This window comes from Citrobacter sp. SX206, from assembly GCF_024181025.1.
Taxonomy (GTDB): Bacteria; Pseudomonadota; Gammaproteobacteria; order Enterobacterales; family Enterobacteriaceae; genus Citrobacter; species Citrobacter youngae.
The window spans coordinates 409,854-424,547 of sequence record NZ_CP049738.1 but is presented as its reverse complement, the minus strand read 5'-3'; the positions used below and the strand labels follow the sequence as shown (position 1 = coordinate 424,547).

The 14,694-nt window shown below is 51.1% G+C and carries 11 protein-coding genes, 3 tRNA genes and 4 rRNA genes; 5 read left to right on the top strand and 13 right to left on the bottom strand.

Features of this window, described 5'->3' with window-relative positions:
- Window positions 1-108 precede the first annotated feature (108 nt).
- The 7 genes from rrf (G8S19_RS02100) to G8S19_RS02070 form a co-directional block, all read right to left on the bottom strand.
- A 5S ribosomal RNA gene (gene rrf / locus G8S19_RS02100) occupies window positions 109-224 on the bottom strand.
- Window positions 225-263: 39 nt separating this feature from the next.
- Window positions 264-339, bottom strand: a tRNA-Thr gene (locus G8S19_RS02095).
- A 14-nt stretch (window positions 340-353) separates the two neighbouring features.
- A 5S ribosomal RNA gene (gene rrf / locus G8S19_RS02090) occupies window positions 354-469 on the bottom strand.
- Between the two features lie 96 nt (window positions 470-565).
- A 23S ribosomal RNA gene (locus G8S19_RS02085) occupies window positions 566-3,472 on the bottom strand.
- 206 nt (window positions 3,473-3,678) lie between these two features.
- Window positions 3,679-3,754: transfer RNA gene (locus G8S19_RS02080), tRNA-Ala, on the bottom strand.
- A gap of 111 nt (window positions 3,755-3,865) precedes the next feature.
- A tRNA-Ile gene (locus tag G8S19_RS02075) sits at window positions 3,866-3,942 on the bottom strand.
- 71 nt (window positions 3,943-4,013) lie between these two features.
- Window positions 4,014-5,553: ribosomal RNA gene (locus tag G8S19_RS02070) — 16S ribosomal RNA — on the bottom strand.
- Together the 16S, 23S and 5S rRNA genes with 3 tRNA genes alongside form the textbook arrangement of a ribosomal RNA operon.
- Window positions 5,554-6,022: 469 nt before the next feature.
- On the opposite strand from G8S19_RS02070, the gene G8S19_RS02065 reads away from it, so the two are divergent.
- On the top strand, window positions 6,023-6,577 hold the full coding sequence (locus G8S19_RS02065) for a gamma carbonic anhydrase family protein (RefSeq protein WP_048213512.1): 555 nt from the start codon (window positions 6,023-6,025) through the stop codon (window positions 6,575-6,577).
- Here the strand turns inward: G8S19_RS02065 and G8S19_RS02060 are convergent.
- Genes G8S19_RS02060 through dprA form a run of 6 tightly spaced genes read right to left on the bottom strand, consistent with a single transcriptional unit; the run spans window position 6,553 to window position 10,344 of the window.
- Complete coding sequence (locus tag G8S19_RS02060; RefSeq protein WP_116361273.1) at window positions 6,553-6,810, bottom strand: DUF1488 domain-containing protein; 258 nt, start codon at window positions 6,808-6,810, stop codon at window positions 6,553-6,555. The genes G8S19_RS02065 and G8S19_RS02060 overlap by 25 nt on opposite strands.
- Complete coding sequence (aroE, locus tag G8S19_RS02055; RefSeq protein WP_116361274.1) at window positions 6,807-7,628, bottom strand: shikimate dehydrogenase; 822 nt, start codon at window positions 7,626-7,628, stop codon at window positions 6,807-6,809. Before aroE ends, G8S19_RS02060 begins: the two co-directional genes overlap by 4 nt.
- A gap of 1 nt (window position 7,629) precedes the next feature.
- Entirely contained in the window at window positions 7,630-8,202 is a 573-nt protein-coding gene (gene tsaC / locus G8S19_RS02050) for an L-threonylcarbamoyladenylate synthase type 1 TsaC (protein WP_048213515.1), read from the bottom strand.
- A 3-nt stretch (window positions 8,203-8,205) separates the two neighbouring features.
- Window positions 8,206-8,748 (bottom strand): type I DNA topoisomerase, encoded by a 543-nt coding sequence (locus G8S19_RS02045; RefSeq protein WP_048213516.1) that lies wholly within the window; start codon window positions 8,746-8,748, stop codon window positions 8,206-8,208.
- A gap of 26 nt (window positions 8,749-8,774) precedes the next feature.
- The gene (gene smg, locus G8S19_RS02040) at window positions 8,775-9,248 is read right to left on the bottom strand and encodes a DUF494 family protein Smg (RefSeq protein ID WP_005134083.1); all 474 of its coding nucleotides are present in this window, start codon (window positions 9,246-9,248) and stop codon (window positions 8,775-8,777) included.
- Window positions 9,220-10,344 carry a DNA-protecting protein DprA gene (dprA, locus tag G8S19_RS02035; RefSeq protein ID WP_048213517.1) on the bottom strand — a complete coding sequence of 375 codons (1,125 nt, stop codon included), beginning with the start codon at window positions 10,342-10,344 and terminating at the stop codon, window positions 9,220-9,222. Before dprA ends, smg begins: the two co-directional genes overlap by 29 nt.
- Window positions 10,345-10,473: 129 nt before the next feature.
- Between dprA and def the strand changes: the two genes are divergently transcribed.
- From def to trkA, 4 genes are read left to right on the top strand one after another with little or no spacing between them, the layout of a single operon-like run.
- The gene (gene def / locus G8S19_RS02030) at window positions 10,474-10,983 is read left to right on the top strand and encodes a peptide deformylase (RefSeq protein WP_040232019.1); all 510 of its coding nucleotides are present in this window, start codon (window positions 10,474-10,476) and stop codon (window positions 10,981-10,983) included.
- A gap of 14 nt (window positions 10,984-10,997) precedes the next feature.
- Window positions 10,998-11,945 (top strand): methionyl-tRNA formyltransferase, encoded by a 948-nt coding sequence (gene fmt, locus G8S19_RS02025; RefSeq protein ID WP_101743187.1) that lies wholly within the window; start codon window positions 10,998-11,000, stop codon window positions 11,943-11,945.
- Window positions 11,946-11,998: 53 nt separating this feature from the next.
- Window positions 11,999-13,288 carry a 16S rRNA (cytosine(967)-C(5))-methyltransferase RsmB gene (gene rsmB / locus G8S19_RS02020; protein WP_124022084.1) on the top strand — a complete coding sequence of 430 codons (1,290 nt, stop codon included), beginning with the start codon at window positions 11,999-12,001 and terminating at the stop codon, window positions 13,286-13,288.
- Window positions 13,289-13,309: 21 nt separating this feature from the next.
- The gene (gene trkA / locus G8S19_RS02015) at window positions 13,310-14,686 is read left to right on the top strand and encodes a Trk system potassium transporter TrkA (protein ID WP_003031153.1); all 1,377 of its coding nucleotides are present in this window, start codon (window positions 13,310-13,312) and stop codon (window positions 14,684-14,686) included.
- Window positions 14,687-14,694: the final 8 nt, after the last annotated feature.

Sequence of the window (14,694 nt, the reverse complement as noted above, 5' to 3'; positions counted from 1 at the left end):
CCTCGTGGGCCGGGTAAAGCGTTTACGCGTATCCGGCCTATTTTCCCTGATACGTTAAAAAAGCAAAAAGGCCCAGTCTTTCGACTGGGCCTTTCGCTTTTATTTGATGCCTGGCAGTTCCCTACTCTCGCATGGGGAGACCCCACACTACCATCGGCGCTACGGCGTTTCACTTCTGAGTTCGGCATGGGGTCAGGTGGGACCACCGCGCTACAGCCGCCAGGCAAATTCTTTACTAAGTGCCAAACTTTAACCCGAAAAACTGGTGCTGATACCCAGAGTCGAACTGGGGACCTCACCCTTACCAAGGGTGCGCTCTACCAACTGAGCCATATCAGCACACTAAATTTGATGCCTGGCAGTTCCCTACTCTCGCATGGGGAGACCCCACACTACCATCGGCGCTACGGCGTTTCACTTCTGAGTTCGGCATGGGGTCAGGTGGGACCACCGCGCTACAGCCGCCAGGCAAATTCTGTTATCAGACCGCTTCTGCGTTCTGATGTCATCTGTAATCAAGCTGAATCTGATGTCTGTCTCTTCGCCAAAACATCTTCGGCGTTGTAAGGTTAAGCCTCACGGTTCATTAGTATCGGTTAGCTCAATGTATCGCTACACTTACACACCCGACCTATCAACGTCGTCGTCTTCAACGTTCCTTCAGGAGACTTATAGTCTCAGGGAGAACTCATCTCGGGGCAAGTTTCGTGCTTAGATGCTTTCAGCACTTATCTCTTCCGCATTTAGCTACCGGGCAATGCCATTGGCATGACAACCCGAACACCAGTGATGCGTCCACTCCGGTCCTCTCGTACTAGGAGCAGCCCCCCTCAATTCTCCAGCGCCCACGGCAGATAGGGACCGAACTGTCTCACGACGTTCTAAACCCAGCTCGCGTACCACTTTAAATGGCGAACAGCCATACCCTTGGGACCTACTTCAGCCCCAGGATGTGATGAGCCGACATCGAGGTGCCAAACACCGCCGTCGATATGAACTCTTGGGCGGTATCAGCCTGTTATCCCCGGAGTACCTTTTATCCGTTGAGCGATGGCCCTTCCATTCAGAACCACCGGATCACTAAGACCTGCTTTCGCACCTGCTCGAGCCGTCACTCTCGCAGTCAAGCTAGCTTATGCCTTTGCACTAACCTCCTGATGTCCGACCAGGATTAGCTAACCTTCGTGCTCCTCCGTTACTCTTTAGGAGGAGACCGCCCCAGTCAAACTACCCACCAGACACTGTCCGCAACCCGGATTACGGGTCCACGTTAGAACACCAGCCATTAAAGGGTGGTATTTCAAGGTTGGCTCCATGCAGACTGGCGTCCACACTTCAAAGCCTCCCACCTATCCTACACATCAAGGACCAGTGTTCAGTGTCAAGCTATAGTAAAGGTTCACGGGGTCTTTCCGTCTTGCCGCGGGTACACTGCATCTTCACAGCGAGTTCAATTTCACTGAGTCTCGGGTGGAGACAGCCTGGCCATCATTACGCCATTCGTGCAGGTCGGAACTTACCCGACAAGGAATTTCGCTACCTTAGGACCGTTATAGTTACGGCCGCCGTTTACCGGGGCTTCGATCAAGAGCTTCTCCTTACGGATAACCCCATCAATTAACCTTCCGGCACCGGGCAGGCGTCACACCGTATACGTCCACTTTCGTGTTTGCACAGTGCTGTGTTTTTAATAAACAGTTGCAGCCAGCTGGTATCTTCGACTGATTTCAGCTCCATGAGTAAATCACTTCACCTACATATCAGCGTGCCTTCTCCCGAAGTTACGGCACCATTTTGCCTAGTTCCTTCACCCGAGTTCTCTCAAGCGCCTTGGTATTCTCTACCTGACCACCTGTGTCGGTTTGGGGTACGATTTCGTGTTACCTGATGCTTAGAGGCTTTTCCTGGAAGCAGGGCATTTGTTACTTCAGCACCGTAGTGCCTCGTCATCACACCTCAGCGTTAAAAAGGTACCGGATTTACCTGGAACCTCCGCCTACATGCTTAAACCGGGACAACCGTCGCCCGGCTAACATAGCCTTCTCCGTCCCCCCTTCGCAGTAACACCAAGTACAGGAATATTAACCTGTTTCCCATCGACTACGCCTTTCGGCCTCGCCTTAGGGGTCGACTCACCCTGCCCCGATTAACGTTGGACAGGAACCCTTGGTCTTCCGGCGTGCGGGTTTTTCACCCGCATTATCGTTACTTATGTCAGCATTCGCACTTCTGATACCTCCAGCATGCCTCACGACACACCTTCAACGGCTTACAGAACGCTCCCCTACCCAACAACACATAGTGTCGCTGCCGCAGCTTCGGTGCACAGTTTAGCCCCGTTACATCTTCCGCGCAGGCCGACTCGACCAGTGAGCTATTACGCTTTCTTTAAATGATGGCTGCTTCTAAGCCAACATCCTGGCTGTCTGTGCCTTCCCACATCGTTTCCCACTTAACTGTGACTTTGGGACCTTAGCTGGCGGTCTGGGTTGTTTCCCTCTTCACGACGGACGTTAGCACCCGCCGTGTGTCTCCCGTGATAACATTCTTCGGTATTCGCAGTTTGCATCGGGTTGGTAAGTCGGGATGACCCCCTAGCCGAAACAGTGCTCTACCCCCGAAGATGAGTTCACGAGGCGCTACCTAAATAGCTTTCGGGGAGAACCAGCTATCTCCCGGTTTGATTGGCCTTTCACCCCCAGCCACAAGTCATCCGCTAATTTTTCAACATTAGTCGGTTCGGTCCTCCAGTTAGTGTTACCCAACCTTCAACCTGCCCATGGCTAGATCACCGGGTTTCGGGTCTATACCCTGCAACTTAACGCCCAGTTAAGACTCGGTTTCCCTTCGGCTCCCCTATTCGGTTAACCTTGCTACAGAATATAAGTCGCTGACCCATTATACAAAAGGTACGCAGTCACCCCATAAAGAGGCTCCCACTGCTTGTACGTACACGGTTTCAGGTTCTTTTTCACTCCCCTCGCCGGGGTTCTTTTCGCCTTTCCCTCACGGTACTGGTTCACTATCGGTCAGTCAGGAGTATTTAGCCTTGGAGGATGGTCCCCCCATATTCAGACAGGATACCACGTGTCCCGCCCTACTCTTCGAGTTCACAACCTGTGCATTTTGGTGTACGGGACTATCACCCTGTACCGTCGGACTTTCCAGACCGTTCCACTAACACACAAGCTGATTCAGACTCTGGGCTGCTCCCCGTTCGCTCGCCGCTACTGGGGGAATCTCGGTTGATTTCTTTTCCTCGGGGTACTTAGATGTTTCAGTTCCCCCGGTTCGCTTCATTACGCTATGTATTCACGTAATGATAGTGTGTCGAAACACACTGGGTTTCCCCATTCGGAAATCGCCGGTTATAACGGTTCATATCACCTTACCGACGCTTATCGCAGATTAGCACGTCCTTCATCGCCTCTGACTGCCAGGGCATCCACCGTGTACGCTTAGTCGCTTAACCTCACAACCCGAAGATGTTTCGTAAAACACCACCGTGTTGCGAAAATTTGAGAGACTCGAACACACCATTTTTCATTTCTTATTACGGAGAAATGAAACAGTGTGTCGTTTCAATTTTCAGCTTGATCCAGATTTTTAAAGAGCAAAACTTCGCAGTGAACCTTTTCAGGTACACTCTGAAGTTTTCTTGTGTTTTTGCAGTAAAGATGGTGGAGCTATGCGGGATCGAACCGCAGACCTCCTGCGTGCAAAGCAGGCGCTCTCCCAGCTGAGCTATAGCCCCATCGTAAAACTGTTTTCTCTGTTACCGTTAATTCGGTGTCGGGCAAGGCGTGGTGACACGAAGCATACTGAAGTATGCGAGCGTCGCCGCAACGCAGCACGGCAGCGAATTTGGTAGGCCTGAGTGGACTTGAACCACCGACCTCACCCTTATCAGGGGTGCGCTCTAACCACCTGAGCTACAAGCCTGCAGAGATTTTCTTACTGCTAATTTTCATCAGACAATCTGTGTGAGCACTACAAAGAACGTTTCTTTAAGGTAAGGAGGTGATCCAACCGCAGGTTCCCCTACGGTTACCTTGTTACGACTTCACCCCAGTCATGAATCACAAAGTGGTAAGCGCCCTCCCGAAGGTTAAGCTACCTACTTCTTTTGCAACCCACTCCCATGGTGTGACGGGCGGTGTGTACAAGGCCCGGGAACGTATTCACCGTGGCATTCTGATCCACGATTACTAGCGATTCCGACTTCATGGAGTCGAGTTGCAGACTCCAATCCGGACTACGACGCACTTTATGAGGTCCGCTTGCTCTCGCGAGGTCGCTTCTCTTTGTATGCGCCATTGTAGCACGTGTGTAGCCCTACTCGTAAGGGCCATGATGACTTGACGTCATCCCCACCTTCCTCCAGTTTATCACTGGCAGTCTCCTTTGAGTTCCCGACCGAATCGCTGGCAACAAAGGATAAGGGTTGCGCTCGTTGCGGGACTTAACCCAACATTTCACAACACGAGCTGACGACAGCCATGCAGCACCTGTCTCAGAGTTCCCGAAGGCACCAAAGCATCTCTGCCAAGTTCTCTGGATGTCAAGAGTAGGTAAGGTTCTTCGCGTTGCATCGAATTAAACCACATGCTCCACCGCTTGTGCGGGCCCCCGTCAATTCATTTGAGTTTTAACCTTGCGGCCGTACTCCCCAGGCGGTCGACTTAACGCGTTAGCTCCGGAAGCCACGCCTCAAGGGCACAACCTCCAAGTCGACATCGTTTACGGCGTGGACTACCAGGGTATCTAATCCTGTTTGCTCCCCACGCTTTCGCACCTGAGCGTCAGTCTTTGTCCAGGGGGCCGCCTTCGCCACCGGTATTCCTCCAGATCTCTACGCATTTCACCGCTACACCTGGAATTCTACCCCCCTCTACAAGACTCTAGCCTGCCAGTTTCGGATGCAGTTCCCAGGTTGAGCCCGGGGATTTCACATCCGACTTGACAGACCGCCTGCGTGCGCTTTACGCCCAGTAATTCCGATTAACGCTTGCACCCTCCGTATTACCGCGGCTGCTGGCACGGAGTTAGCCGGTGCTTCTTCTGCGAGTAACGTCAATCGCTGCGGTTATTAACCACAACGCCTTCCTCCTCGCTGAAAGTACTTTACAACCCGAAGGCCTTCTTCATACACGCGGCATGGCTGCATCAGGCTTGCGCCCATTGTGCAATATTCCCCACTGCTGCCTCCCGTAGGAGTCTGGACCGTGTCTCAGTTCCAGTGTGGCTGGTCATCCTCTCAGACCAGCTAGGGATCGTCGCCTAGGTGAGCCGTTACCCCACCTACTAGCTAATCCCATCTGGGCACATCCGATGGCAAGAGGCCCGAAGGTCCCCCTCTTTGGTCTTGCGACGTTATGCGGTATTAGCTACCGTTTCCAGTAGTTATCCCCCTCCATCGGGCAGTTTCCCAGACATTACTCACCCGTCCGCCACTCGTCACCCAAGAGCAAGCTCTCTGTGCTACCGTTCGACTTGCATGTGTTAGGCCTGCCGCCAGCGTTCAATCTGAGCCATGATCAAACTCTTCAATTTAAGTTTGATGCTCGTGAATTAAACTTCGTAATGAATTACGTGTTCACTCAGAGACTTGGTATTCATTTTTCGTCTTGCGACGTTAAGAATCCGTATCTTCGAGTGCCCACACAGATTGTCTGATAAATTGTTAAAGAGCAGTTGCGACGCGCTTTAGCGCTCTGTCGCGAGGTGGCGTATATTACGCTTTCCTCTTTCAGAGTCAACCCTCATTTTCAGGTTTTTCTCTTCAACCGGCCCGGCTGTTTGTGTGAAGTGATTCACATCCGCCGTGTCGATGGAGGCGCATTATAGGGATCCCATTTTTTAGCACAAGTGTTTTTTGGATCTTTTTTGCCGAATGCTTGTTTTTCACTCCTTTCGCTACATTCCTGTGCAATTTGGCTGATTTTTGATAGCTAAACCACTTGCACAGTCTCAATAATCCAACCAAAGTCTTCATTACCGCCCTATTTTCATTGAGGTAAACATGTCTGATGTACTGCGTCCTTATAAGGATCTTTTCCCACAGATCGGCAAACGCGTCATGATCGATAGTAGTAGTGTTGTCATTGGCGATGCTCGTCTGGCTGATGATGTCGGGATTTGGCCACTGGTTGCCATTCGTGGCGACGTTAACTATGTACAAATTGGTGCCCGTACAAACATCCAGGACGGCAGCGTTCTCCATGTCACGCATAAATCCACGTCTAATCCGCAGGGTAATCCACTGATCGTGGGTGAGGACGTTACGGTTGGTCATAAAGTCATGCTACACGGTTGCATCATTGGCAACCGCGTTTTAGTCGGTATGGGATCGATTCTGCTGGATGGCGTAGTCGTAGAAGACGACGTTATGATTGGGGCTGGGAGCCTGGTTCCACAAAACAAACGCCTGGAAAGCGGATATCTGTATCTGGGAAGCCCGGTTAAACAAATCCGCCCACTAACTGATGAAGAGAAAGCAGGCCTACAGTATTCTGCTGACAACTACGTGAAGTGGAAAGATGAGTATTTAGGTCAGGATAACCAGACCCAACCTTGAGAATCTTCCTGCTGGGTCTGGATCAATGCTTCAGCCTCTTCTTCCAGATCCCAGCGATATTCGCGAAAAGTTTCAAGCCACTGTTCAGGCGTGTCGCCGCCAAAGCGATGCGCCAGCGTCTCTCCTTTTATGGCACATTTTAGCTGCATACCATGAACCATCGCCGGGAAGACGACGGAATTAATATCCGCCACCCACTCTTCCCTATCAGGGAATTGAATCGCCTGATTCATGCAGAAAGTTCCTGTTGCAGTGTTTTAATCACAAGCTCAATCTCCGGTAGTACACCATGCCAGAGCAAAACAGCATGTGCCGCTTGCCCCACCAGCATTCCCAAACCATCAGCACAATGTTTTGCACCATGCGATACGCACCAGGAAAGGAACGGAGTATTCCCCTTTTGATAGAACATGTCGTAGCAATAAACCGAAGAATGAATAAGCGATGCAGGAATGGCTGGAACATCACCGCTAATACCACTGGACGTTGCGTTGATGATCAGATCGAAGGTGTAATTATCCAGCTCATCCATTCCTACCGCCTGAACGCTGCCGGTATGGGAGAAGATCTGCGCCAATTCTTCAGCACGTGAGGCGGTGCGATTAACAATAGTCACCGCGCAATCCATAGACAGGAGAGGCAGCAACACGCCACGGGACGCTCCACCAGCCCCAATCAACAGGATACGAGACCCGGGATGAATGAAAGACAAACGCTCAAGATCGCTAAGCAGGCCGATACCATCGGTGTTATCACCCAGTAAACGCCCATCCTCCAGCCGTTTTAGAGTATTGACCGCCCCAGCCAGCGATGCCCGCTCTGTTAGTTCATCAGCACGCGCAAAAGCCTCTTCTTTAAAAGGAACGGTAACATTAGCCCCTTTCCCCCCATCAGCAAAAAAGGCATTGAGCGTATTCACAAAGTTATTGATCGGCGCCAACACCCGACCATAAGAGTGATCAATCTTCAGCTGCTCTGCAAATTGCTGATGAATAAAAGGCGATTTGCTGTGTGCTACCGGATTACCAAAAACAGCATAGGCTTCTTTCATATTACCCCTGTCGAAACTGTTCACCCGTCAAAGCATCTCTGATTTCCGAGGGATTCAAACGTCCGCCGGTATTACCTTCAACCACTGGAAAATCTTCCCCGAACTGCGCTCGTACTTCCTCTACCGTTCTGCAGGGTGCCAGTCCACTCAGATTGGCACTGGTAGAAACTAATGGCTTGCCATAAGCCTGGCACAATGCAACCACCAGCGGGTGATCCGTGACGCGCACGGCGAGCGAATCAAAACGACCGGTTAGCCAACGCGGCGTTGTCGCAGGAGCCGGGAAAACGAAAGTGACAGGGCCAGGCCAGCGAGCGAAAACTGCTTCACGTTGAGCATCGGTGAGCATACTGTCATCAATATACGGTTTGAGTTGATCAAAGCTTGCTGCAATCAAAATCAAACCTTTATCAATTGGACGTTGTTTGAGTTCCAACAGACGCATTACCGCCGTTTCGCTGTCAGGATTGCAACCGACACCAAAAACGGCTTCTGTTGGATAAGCGATGACATTTTCTTGTTGCAGAACCTCTATCGCGGCAGCGATGGGGTCCGTAGGCAGGTTTTTATTCACTTTTTATTCCGCCGGGATCGGCTTTCCACATTGTTTACTGGCACAGAAATGCTTCGCACCCTGCGCGGTTTTCTTTTCGATGAGTAGCGGATAGTGGCACTCTGGACACTCTCCCGCTAACGGTTTGAAGTTAATGACAAACTGACACTCCGGATAGCGATCGCAGGAGTAGAAGGTTTTGCCATAACGTGAACGCCGCTGAACCAAGTGGCCCGTCTGGCATTGGGGGCACACTACTGCGGTTTCATCAGGCTTATCGATAAGCTCAGTGTGATCGCAGGCAGGGTAATCACTGCACCCAATAAACATACCGAATCGTCCCTGCCTCAGCACCAGTTCAGCGCCACATGCAGGGCAGAATTTACCCTCCAGAACTTTGACTATATGTCCGTCCGCAGATGATTTCAGCGGACGGACATAATCGCATTCTGGATAGTGTGAGCAACCAAGAAACGGGCCGTGTTTCCCGGAACGAATAACCAGTTCAGCCCCACATTGTGGGCAGGGCTCGTTTTTACGCACCGTAAACAGTGCTGATTTAGCCATAACAACTCATACTGAATGAAGATTGATTAATGCAGCATACCTTCATTCACTTCAAAGAGTAATTCTTCCATTTGCTGATAGGCATTTTCGCAGCCTGGAATGTTGAACAGAACCATCAGGATCACCCACTTCAGGTCTTCCAGATCAAACTCAGCCGTATCCAGCGCAAGTACGCGCTCTATCACCATTTCTCGCGTTTCGAGGTTTAGCACCTGAATCTGCTCCAGGAATAGCAGGAACCCCCGACAGCTCGCATCCAGCCGATCGCACTCTTCTGCAGTATAAATACGTACAGAAAGGGGATCTGATGCAAGCTGCATAGGTTCTGCAAGGCCGTCCTGATAATCAGCAAGCTTTTCCAGCCACAGTAACGCGTTGTAGATGTCTTCACGATCAAAACCAGCGTCGGTAAGATCCCGTTCCAGTTTGTCCTGATCCACACGCAGCTCAGCTTCGTTATGGATATATGTCTCAAACAAATACATTAGTACGTCGAACATGGCTTGCCCTCCTCAATCGGACATAGCCGCCGGGTACAGCTGCGATCCATCCTGCTAACTCCAGTTCGAGCAGTTGAGCCACTACCTCTGGCACAGGTTGGCCGGCACGTTCAGCGACGACGTCAACAGGTGTTACCTCATCTCCTACGTTAGCCAGGAGCTCTGAAAATGGCAATGCCACCTCTTCGTGATCCGGCGAATAAATTGATTTTTCAGGCTCATCTGGCAGCCATTGCAGCCCATATTGCAAACTTTCCAGTATTTCCTCTGGTGCCGTCACAAGCATGGCTCCCTGCTGAATGAGCCAATGGGGACCTTCACTTCCCGGACTCCCTATCGGTCCAGGCAAAGCAAAAACCTCCCGTCCTTGTTCCAGCGCACAGCGTGCAGTGACTAATGAGCCACTACGCTGTGCCGCTTCAACAACCAGTACTCCCTTACTTAGACCACTAATAATGCGATTTCGTCGGGGAAAATTACGCGGTAAAGGGAGCATATCCAAAGGAAACTCGGACACCAGAGCACCTCCGGCCTCTATCAAACTTTCGGCAAGACGAACATGTCGCCGTGGATATATAGTTTCCAAACCATTTCCCAGTACCGCAATACTGGCCCCGTGTGTGTTTATCGCTGCAGTATGCGCCACACCGTCAATCCCTTTAGCCAGTCCGCTAGTGATCGTCACACCACATGCTGAAAGCTTTTCGCAGAACAACCGCGCCCATCGTTCGCCATACCAGGAGTACTGCCGACTGCCGACAACAGCAACTTGAAATGAGTGAAGACACTCAGGGCGGCCAGCAATGAAAAGTACGCCAGGGTAATCCTCAATAGCACGCAGTTGCGGCGGAAAATACTTGCTGTCGGCAAAAACCAGATGATGATGGGGTAACTCAAGCCAACGCAGCGTTTTTTCCAGTGACTGTTCAGAAAAGGCCAGAAAACGTTCGACCTGGCGAGGAGTGAACCCTGCATGCCGAAGTACCGTATTGTTAATACTCGGTTGAGCGATAAGCCAGCGAGCAGTGCGCACCATCTCATCACCATACAGTTCATTCACTTGTGCTAAACGTAACCAAATCTCAATATGGGTCATCCCTGTTCCCCTGCCACAAGCAGTCCTGGCAATCTTTGCGATTGGTCACTGATGCTGTCAATCAGAGCGGGTTTTGTCTAGAATAGAGGTAATAATCTTTCCAATTCCTGAACACAACTCTGGATAACTATGTCAGTTTTGCAAGTGTTACATATTCCGGACGAGCGTCTTCGCAAAGTCGCAAAGCCGGTTGAAGAAGTGAATGCAGAAATTCAGCGTATCGTTGATGATATGTTCGAAACGATGTACGCCGAAGAAGGTATCGGTCTGGCCGCAACACAGGTCGATATTCATCAGCGCATCATTGTTATTGATGTCTCTGAAAACCGTGACGAGCGTCTGGTACTCATTAACCCAGAGTTGCTGGAAAAAGACGGTGAAACGGGCATTGAAGAAGGCTGCCTGTCTATTCCTGAACAACGTGCATTAGTACCGCGCGCTGAAAAAGTAAAAATTCGTGCGCTCGATCGCGACGGTAAGCCTTTTGAACTGGAGGCCGATGGCCTGTTGGCTATCTGCATCCAACATGAAATGGATCACCTGGTCGGTAAACTGTTTATCGATTATCTGTCTCCGTTGAAGCAACAACGTATTCGTCAGAAAGTTGAAAAACTCGACCGCCTGAACGCCCGAGCTTAAGGACAAGAATCAACGTGTCAGACTCACTACGTATTATTTTTGCGGGTACACCTGACTTTGCAGCGCGTCATCTCGACGCGCTGTTGTCTTCTGGACATAACGTCGTTGGGGTGTTTACCCAACCGGACCGCCCTGCGGGACGTGGTAAAAAGCTGATGCCCAGCCCGGTAAAAGTGCTGGCGGAAGAAAAAGGGATACCCGTTTTCCAACCTGTATCTCTTCGTCCCCAGGAAAACCAACAACTGGTTTCTGATCTGCACGCTGATGTAATGGTGGTGGTGGCATATGGCCTGATTCTGCCAAAAGCCGTACTGGACATGCCGCGTCTGGGTTGCATCAACGTTCATGGTTCTCTGCTTCCACGCTGGCGTGGGGCCGCACCGATCCAGCGTTCATTGTGGGCAGGCGACACCGAAACAGGTGTAACCATCATGCAGATGGATGTTGGCCTCGACACCGGAGATATGCTGCTTAAGCTGTCTTGCCCGATTACGGCGGAAGATACCAGCGGTTCGTTATACGATAAACTGGCAGATTTGGGGCCTCAGGGGCTGATTGAAACGCTAAAACAGCTTGCTGCTGGCACAATAAAACCAGTTGTTCAGGATGAATCTCTGGTGACACATGCAGAAAAACTCAGCAAAGAAGAGGCACGTATCGACTGGTCGCTTTCTGCTGCTCAGTTGGAACGTTGCATTCGTGCCTTTAATCCGTGGCCAATGAGCTGGCTAGAAATCGACGGTCAGCCGGTGAAAGTCTGGCAAGCTTCTGTTATTGCTGTGAACACACAGTCTGCACCAGGCACCATCCTCGAGGCGACAAAGCAGGGCATCCAGGTCGCAACAGGCGACGGCATCCTGAATCTCATCGCTTTACAGCCTGCCGGTAAGAAAGCGATGAGCGCACAGGATCTGCTCAATTCGCGTCGGGAGTGGTTTGTGCCCGGGAATCGTCTGATCTGACGGTTCATCTCTTTTAAAGCCCGGAGCCTCCGGGCATTTTTATTTTTGCGCTTATGAAAAAACATCTTAATTTACGCAGTATGGCGGCCCAGGCTGTCGAACAGGTTGTCGAAAAGGGCCAATCGTTGAGTAACGTACTGCCCGCCATGCAGCAAAAAGTAGCCGACAAAGATAAGGCGCTGTTGCAGGAACTTTGCTTCGGCGTATTACGCACGCTCTCCCAACTGGAGTGGATGATCCAGCAGCTGATGGAACGTCCAATGACGGGCAAACAGCGCACCGTTCACTATCTGATCATGGTGGGCTTCTACCAGCTACTGCATACCCGTATTCCACCACATGCTGCGCTTGCTGAAACCGTCGAAGGTGCAGTCATTATCAAACGACCTCAGTTGAAAGGGCTAATTAACGGTGTATTACGCCAGTTTCAGCGCCGCCAGGAAGAGTTGCTCACCGAATTTGCGCAAAGCGAACTGCGTTTTTTACACCCTTCATGGCTGGTTAAGCGTATCAAAAATGCCTATCCACAGCAGTGGGAAGCTATTCTTGAAGCCAATAATCAGCGACCACCGATGTGGCTGCGTGTCAATCGTAACCACCATACGCGCGACGCCTGGCTGGACCTGCTTAGCGAAGCAGGATTAACCGGCTTCCCACATCCGGATTATCCGGATGCAGTGCGTCTGGAAACGCCGGCTCCTGTACACGCCCTCCCAGGCTTTGATGAAGGCTGGGTAACCGTCCAGGATGCTTCAGCTCAAGGATGTGTAACTTATCTGTTGCCGGAGAACGGTGAACAGATCCTCGACCTGTGCTGCGCGCCGGGCGGTAAAACGACGCACATTCTGGAAGTTGCTCCGCAAGCTAACGTGATGGCCGTCGATGTCGATGAGAAACGCTTATCGCGCGTTTACGACAATCTGAAACGCCTCGGCATGAATGCAACCGTAAAACAGGGTGATGGTCGATATCCACAACAATGGTGTGGCGAACAACAGTTTGACCGTATTTTGCTGGATGCTCCGTGTTCTGCCACCGGGGTGATTCGTCGCCATCCGGATATCAAATGGCTGCGCCGCGACCGGGATATTGCCGAACTTGCCCAATTGCAGGCCGAGATCCTGAATGCAACCTGGTTACATCTTAAACCTGGCGGCACGCTGGTTTATGCAACGTGCTCTATCCTGCCAGAAGAAAACCAGCAGCAAATTACCGCCTTCCTGGCACGCACGCCGGATGCGGTATTAAGCGAAACCGGTACGCCGGAAAAACCCGGACGTCAGAATTTACCAGGTGCGGAAGATGGCGATGGCTTCTTTTACGCTAAGCTAATCAAAAAGTGATGAGATAACGGGTCGCGACTGATGAAAATTATCATTCTGGGCGCAGGGCAAGTTGGCGGTACGCTGGCTGAAAACCTGGTCGGAGAAAACAACGATATCACGGTAGTCGATACCAATGGTGAACGCCTGCGCAGCCTGCAGGACAAGTTTGATCTCCGCGTCGTGCAAGGGCACGGTTCACATCCTCGCGTACTGCGTGAAGCTGGGGCCGACGATGCCGATATGCTGGTTGCCGTAACCAGCTCAGATGAAACAAATATGGTTGCCTGCCAGGTAGCTTATTCACTGTTTAATACGCCTAATCGCATCGCCCGTATTCGTTCACCGGATTATGTTCGTGATGCGGACAAGCTATTCCAATCCGATGCGGTACCTATCGATCACCTGATTGCGCCGGAGCAACTGGTTATCGATAGCATTTATCGACTGATTGAATATCCGGGTGCATTACAGGTAGTCAATTTTGCCGAAGGTAAAGTCAGTCTGGCAGTAGTAAAAGCCTATTACGGCGGACCATTGATCGGCAATGCACTGTCGACAATGCGTGAACATATGCCACACATCGATACCCGCGTTGCGGCGATTTTCCGTCATGATCGACCAATCCGTCCACAAGGTTCTACGATCGTTGAAGCGGGTGATGAAGTGTTCTTTATTGCGGCATCACAGCATATTCGCGCCGTAATGAGTGAACTGCAGCGTCTGGAAAAACCCTACAAGCGTATTATGTTAGTGGGTGGCGGTAATATCGGTGCTGGTCTGGCCCGACGTCTGGAAAAAGATTACAGCGTCAAACTGATCGAGCGCAATCAGCAACGGGCATCCGAGCTTGCGGAGAAATTGCAAAATACGATCGTCTTTTTCGGTGATGCCTCGGATCAAGAGCTGCTGGCTGAAGAACATATTGATCAAGTTGATCTGTTTATCGCAGTGACCAACGATGATGAAGCGAATATCATGTCGGCGATGCTTGCCAAACGGATGGGTGCCAAGAAAGTGATGGTGTTAATCCAACGCAGAGCATACGTCGATCTGGTGCAAGGTAGCGTGATCGATATTGCTATTTCACCACAGCAGGCGACCATCTCCGCGCTGCTCAGTCACGTACGTAAAGCTGACATTGTCGGCGTTTCTTCACTACGCCGTGGCGTCGCGGAAGCCATTGAAGCCGTCGCACACGGGGATGAAACAACATCTCGGGTTGTGGGACGCTCAATTGATGAAATTAAACTTCCACCCGGTACCATTATTGGTGCGGTAGTGCGAGGTAACGACGTGATGATAGCCAATGACAACCTGCGTATTGAGCAGGGTGATCACGTTATCATGTTCCTGACAGACAAAAAGTTTATTACTGACGTCGAGCGACTATTCCAGCCAAGTCCTTTCTTCCTGTAATAATTTGG

Excerpts from the sequence above, each read along its gene's own strand:
- def (WP_040232019.1), top strand. The coding sequence starts at position 10,474 with ATGTCAGTTTTGCAAGTGTTACATATTCCGGACGAGCGTCTTCGCAAA.
- smg (WP_005134083.1), bottom strand. The coding sequence starts at position 9,248 with ATGTTCGACGTACTAATGTATTTGTTTGAGACATATATCCATAACGAA.
- aroE (WP_116361274.1), bottom strand. The coding sequence starts at position 7,628 with ATGAAAGAAGCCTATGCTGTTTTTGGTAATCCGGTAGCACACAGCAAA.
- G8S19_RS02060 (WP_116361273.1), bottom strand. The coding sequence starts at position 6,810 with ATGAATCAGGCGATTCAATTCCCTGATAGGGAAGAGTGGGTGGCGGAT.
- rsmB (WP_124022084.1), top strand. The coding sequence starts at position 11,999 with ATGAAAAAACATCTTAATTTACGCAGTATGGCGGCCCAGGCTGTCGAA.
- G8S19_RS02065 (WP_048213512.1), top strand. The coding sequence starts at position 6,023 with ATGTCTGATGTACTGCGTCCTTATAAGGATCTTTTCCCACAGATCGGC.
- G8S19_RS02045 (WP_048213516.1), bottom strand. The coding sequence starts at position 8,748 with ATGGCTAAATCAGCACTGTTTACGGTGCGTAAAAACGAGCCCTGCCCA.
- dprA (WP_048213517.1), bottom strand. The coding sequence starts at position 10,344 with ATGACCCATATTGAGATTTGGTTACGTTTAGCACAAGTGAATGAACTG.
- trkA (WP_003031153.1), top strand. The coding sequence starts at position 13,310 with ATGAAAATTATCATTCTGGGCGCAGGGCAAGTTGGCGGTACGCTGGCT.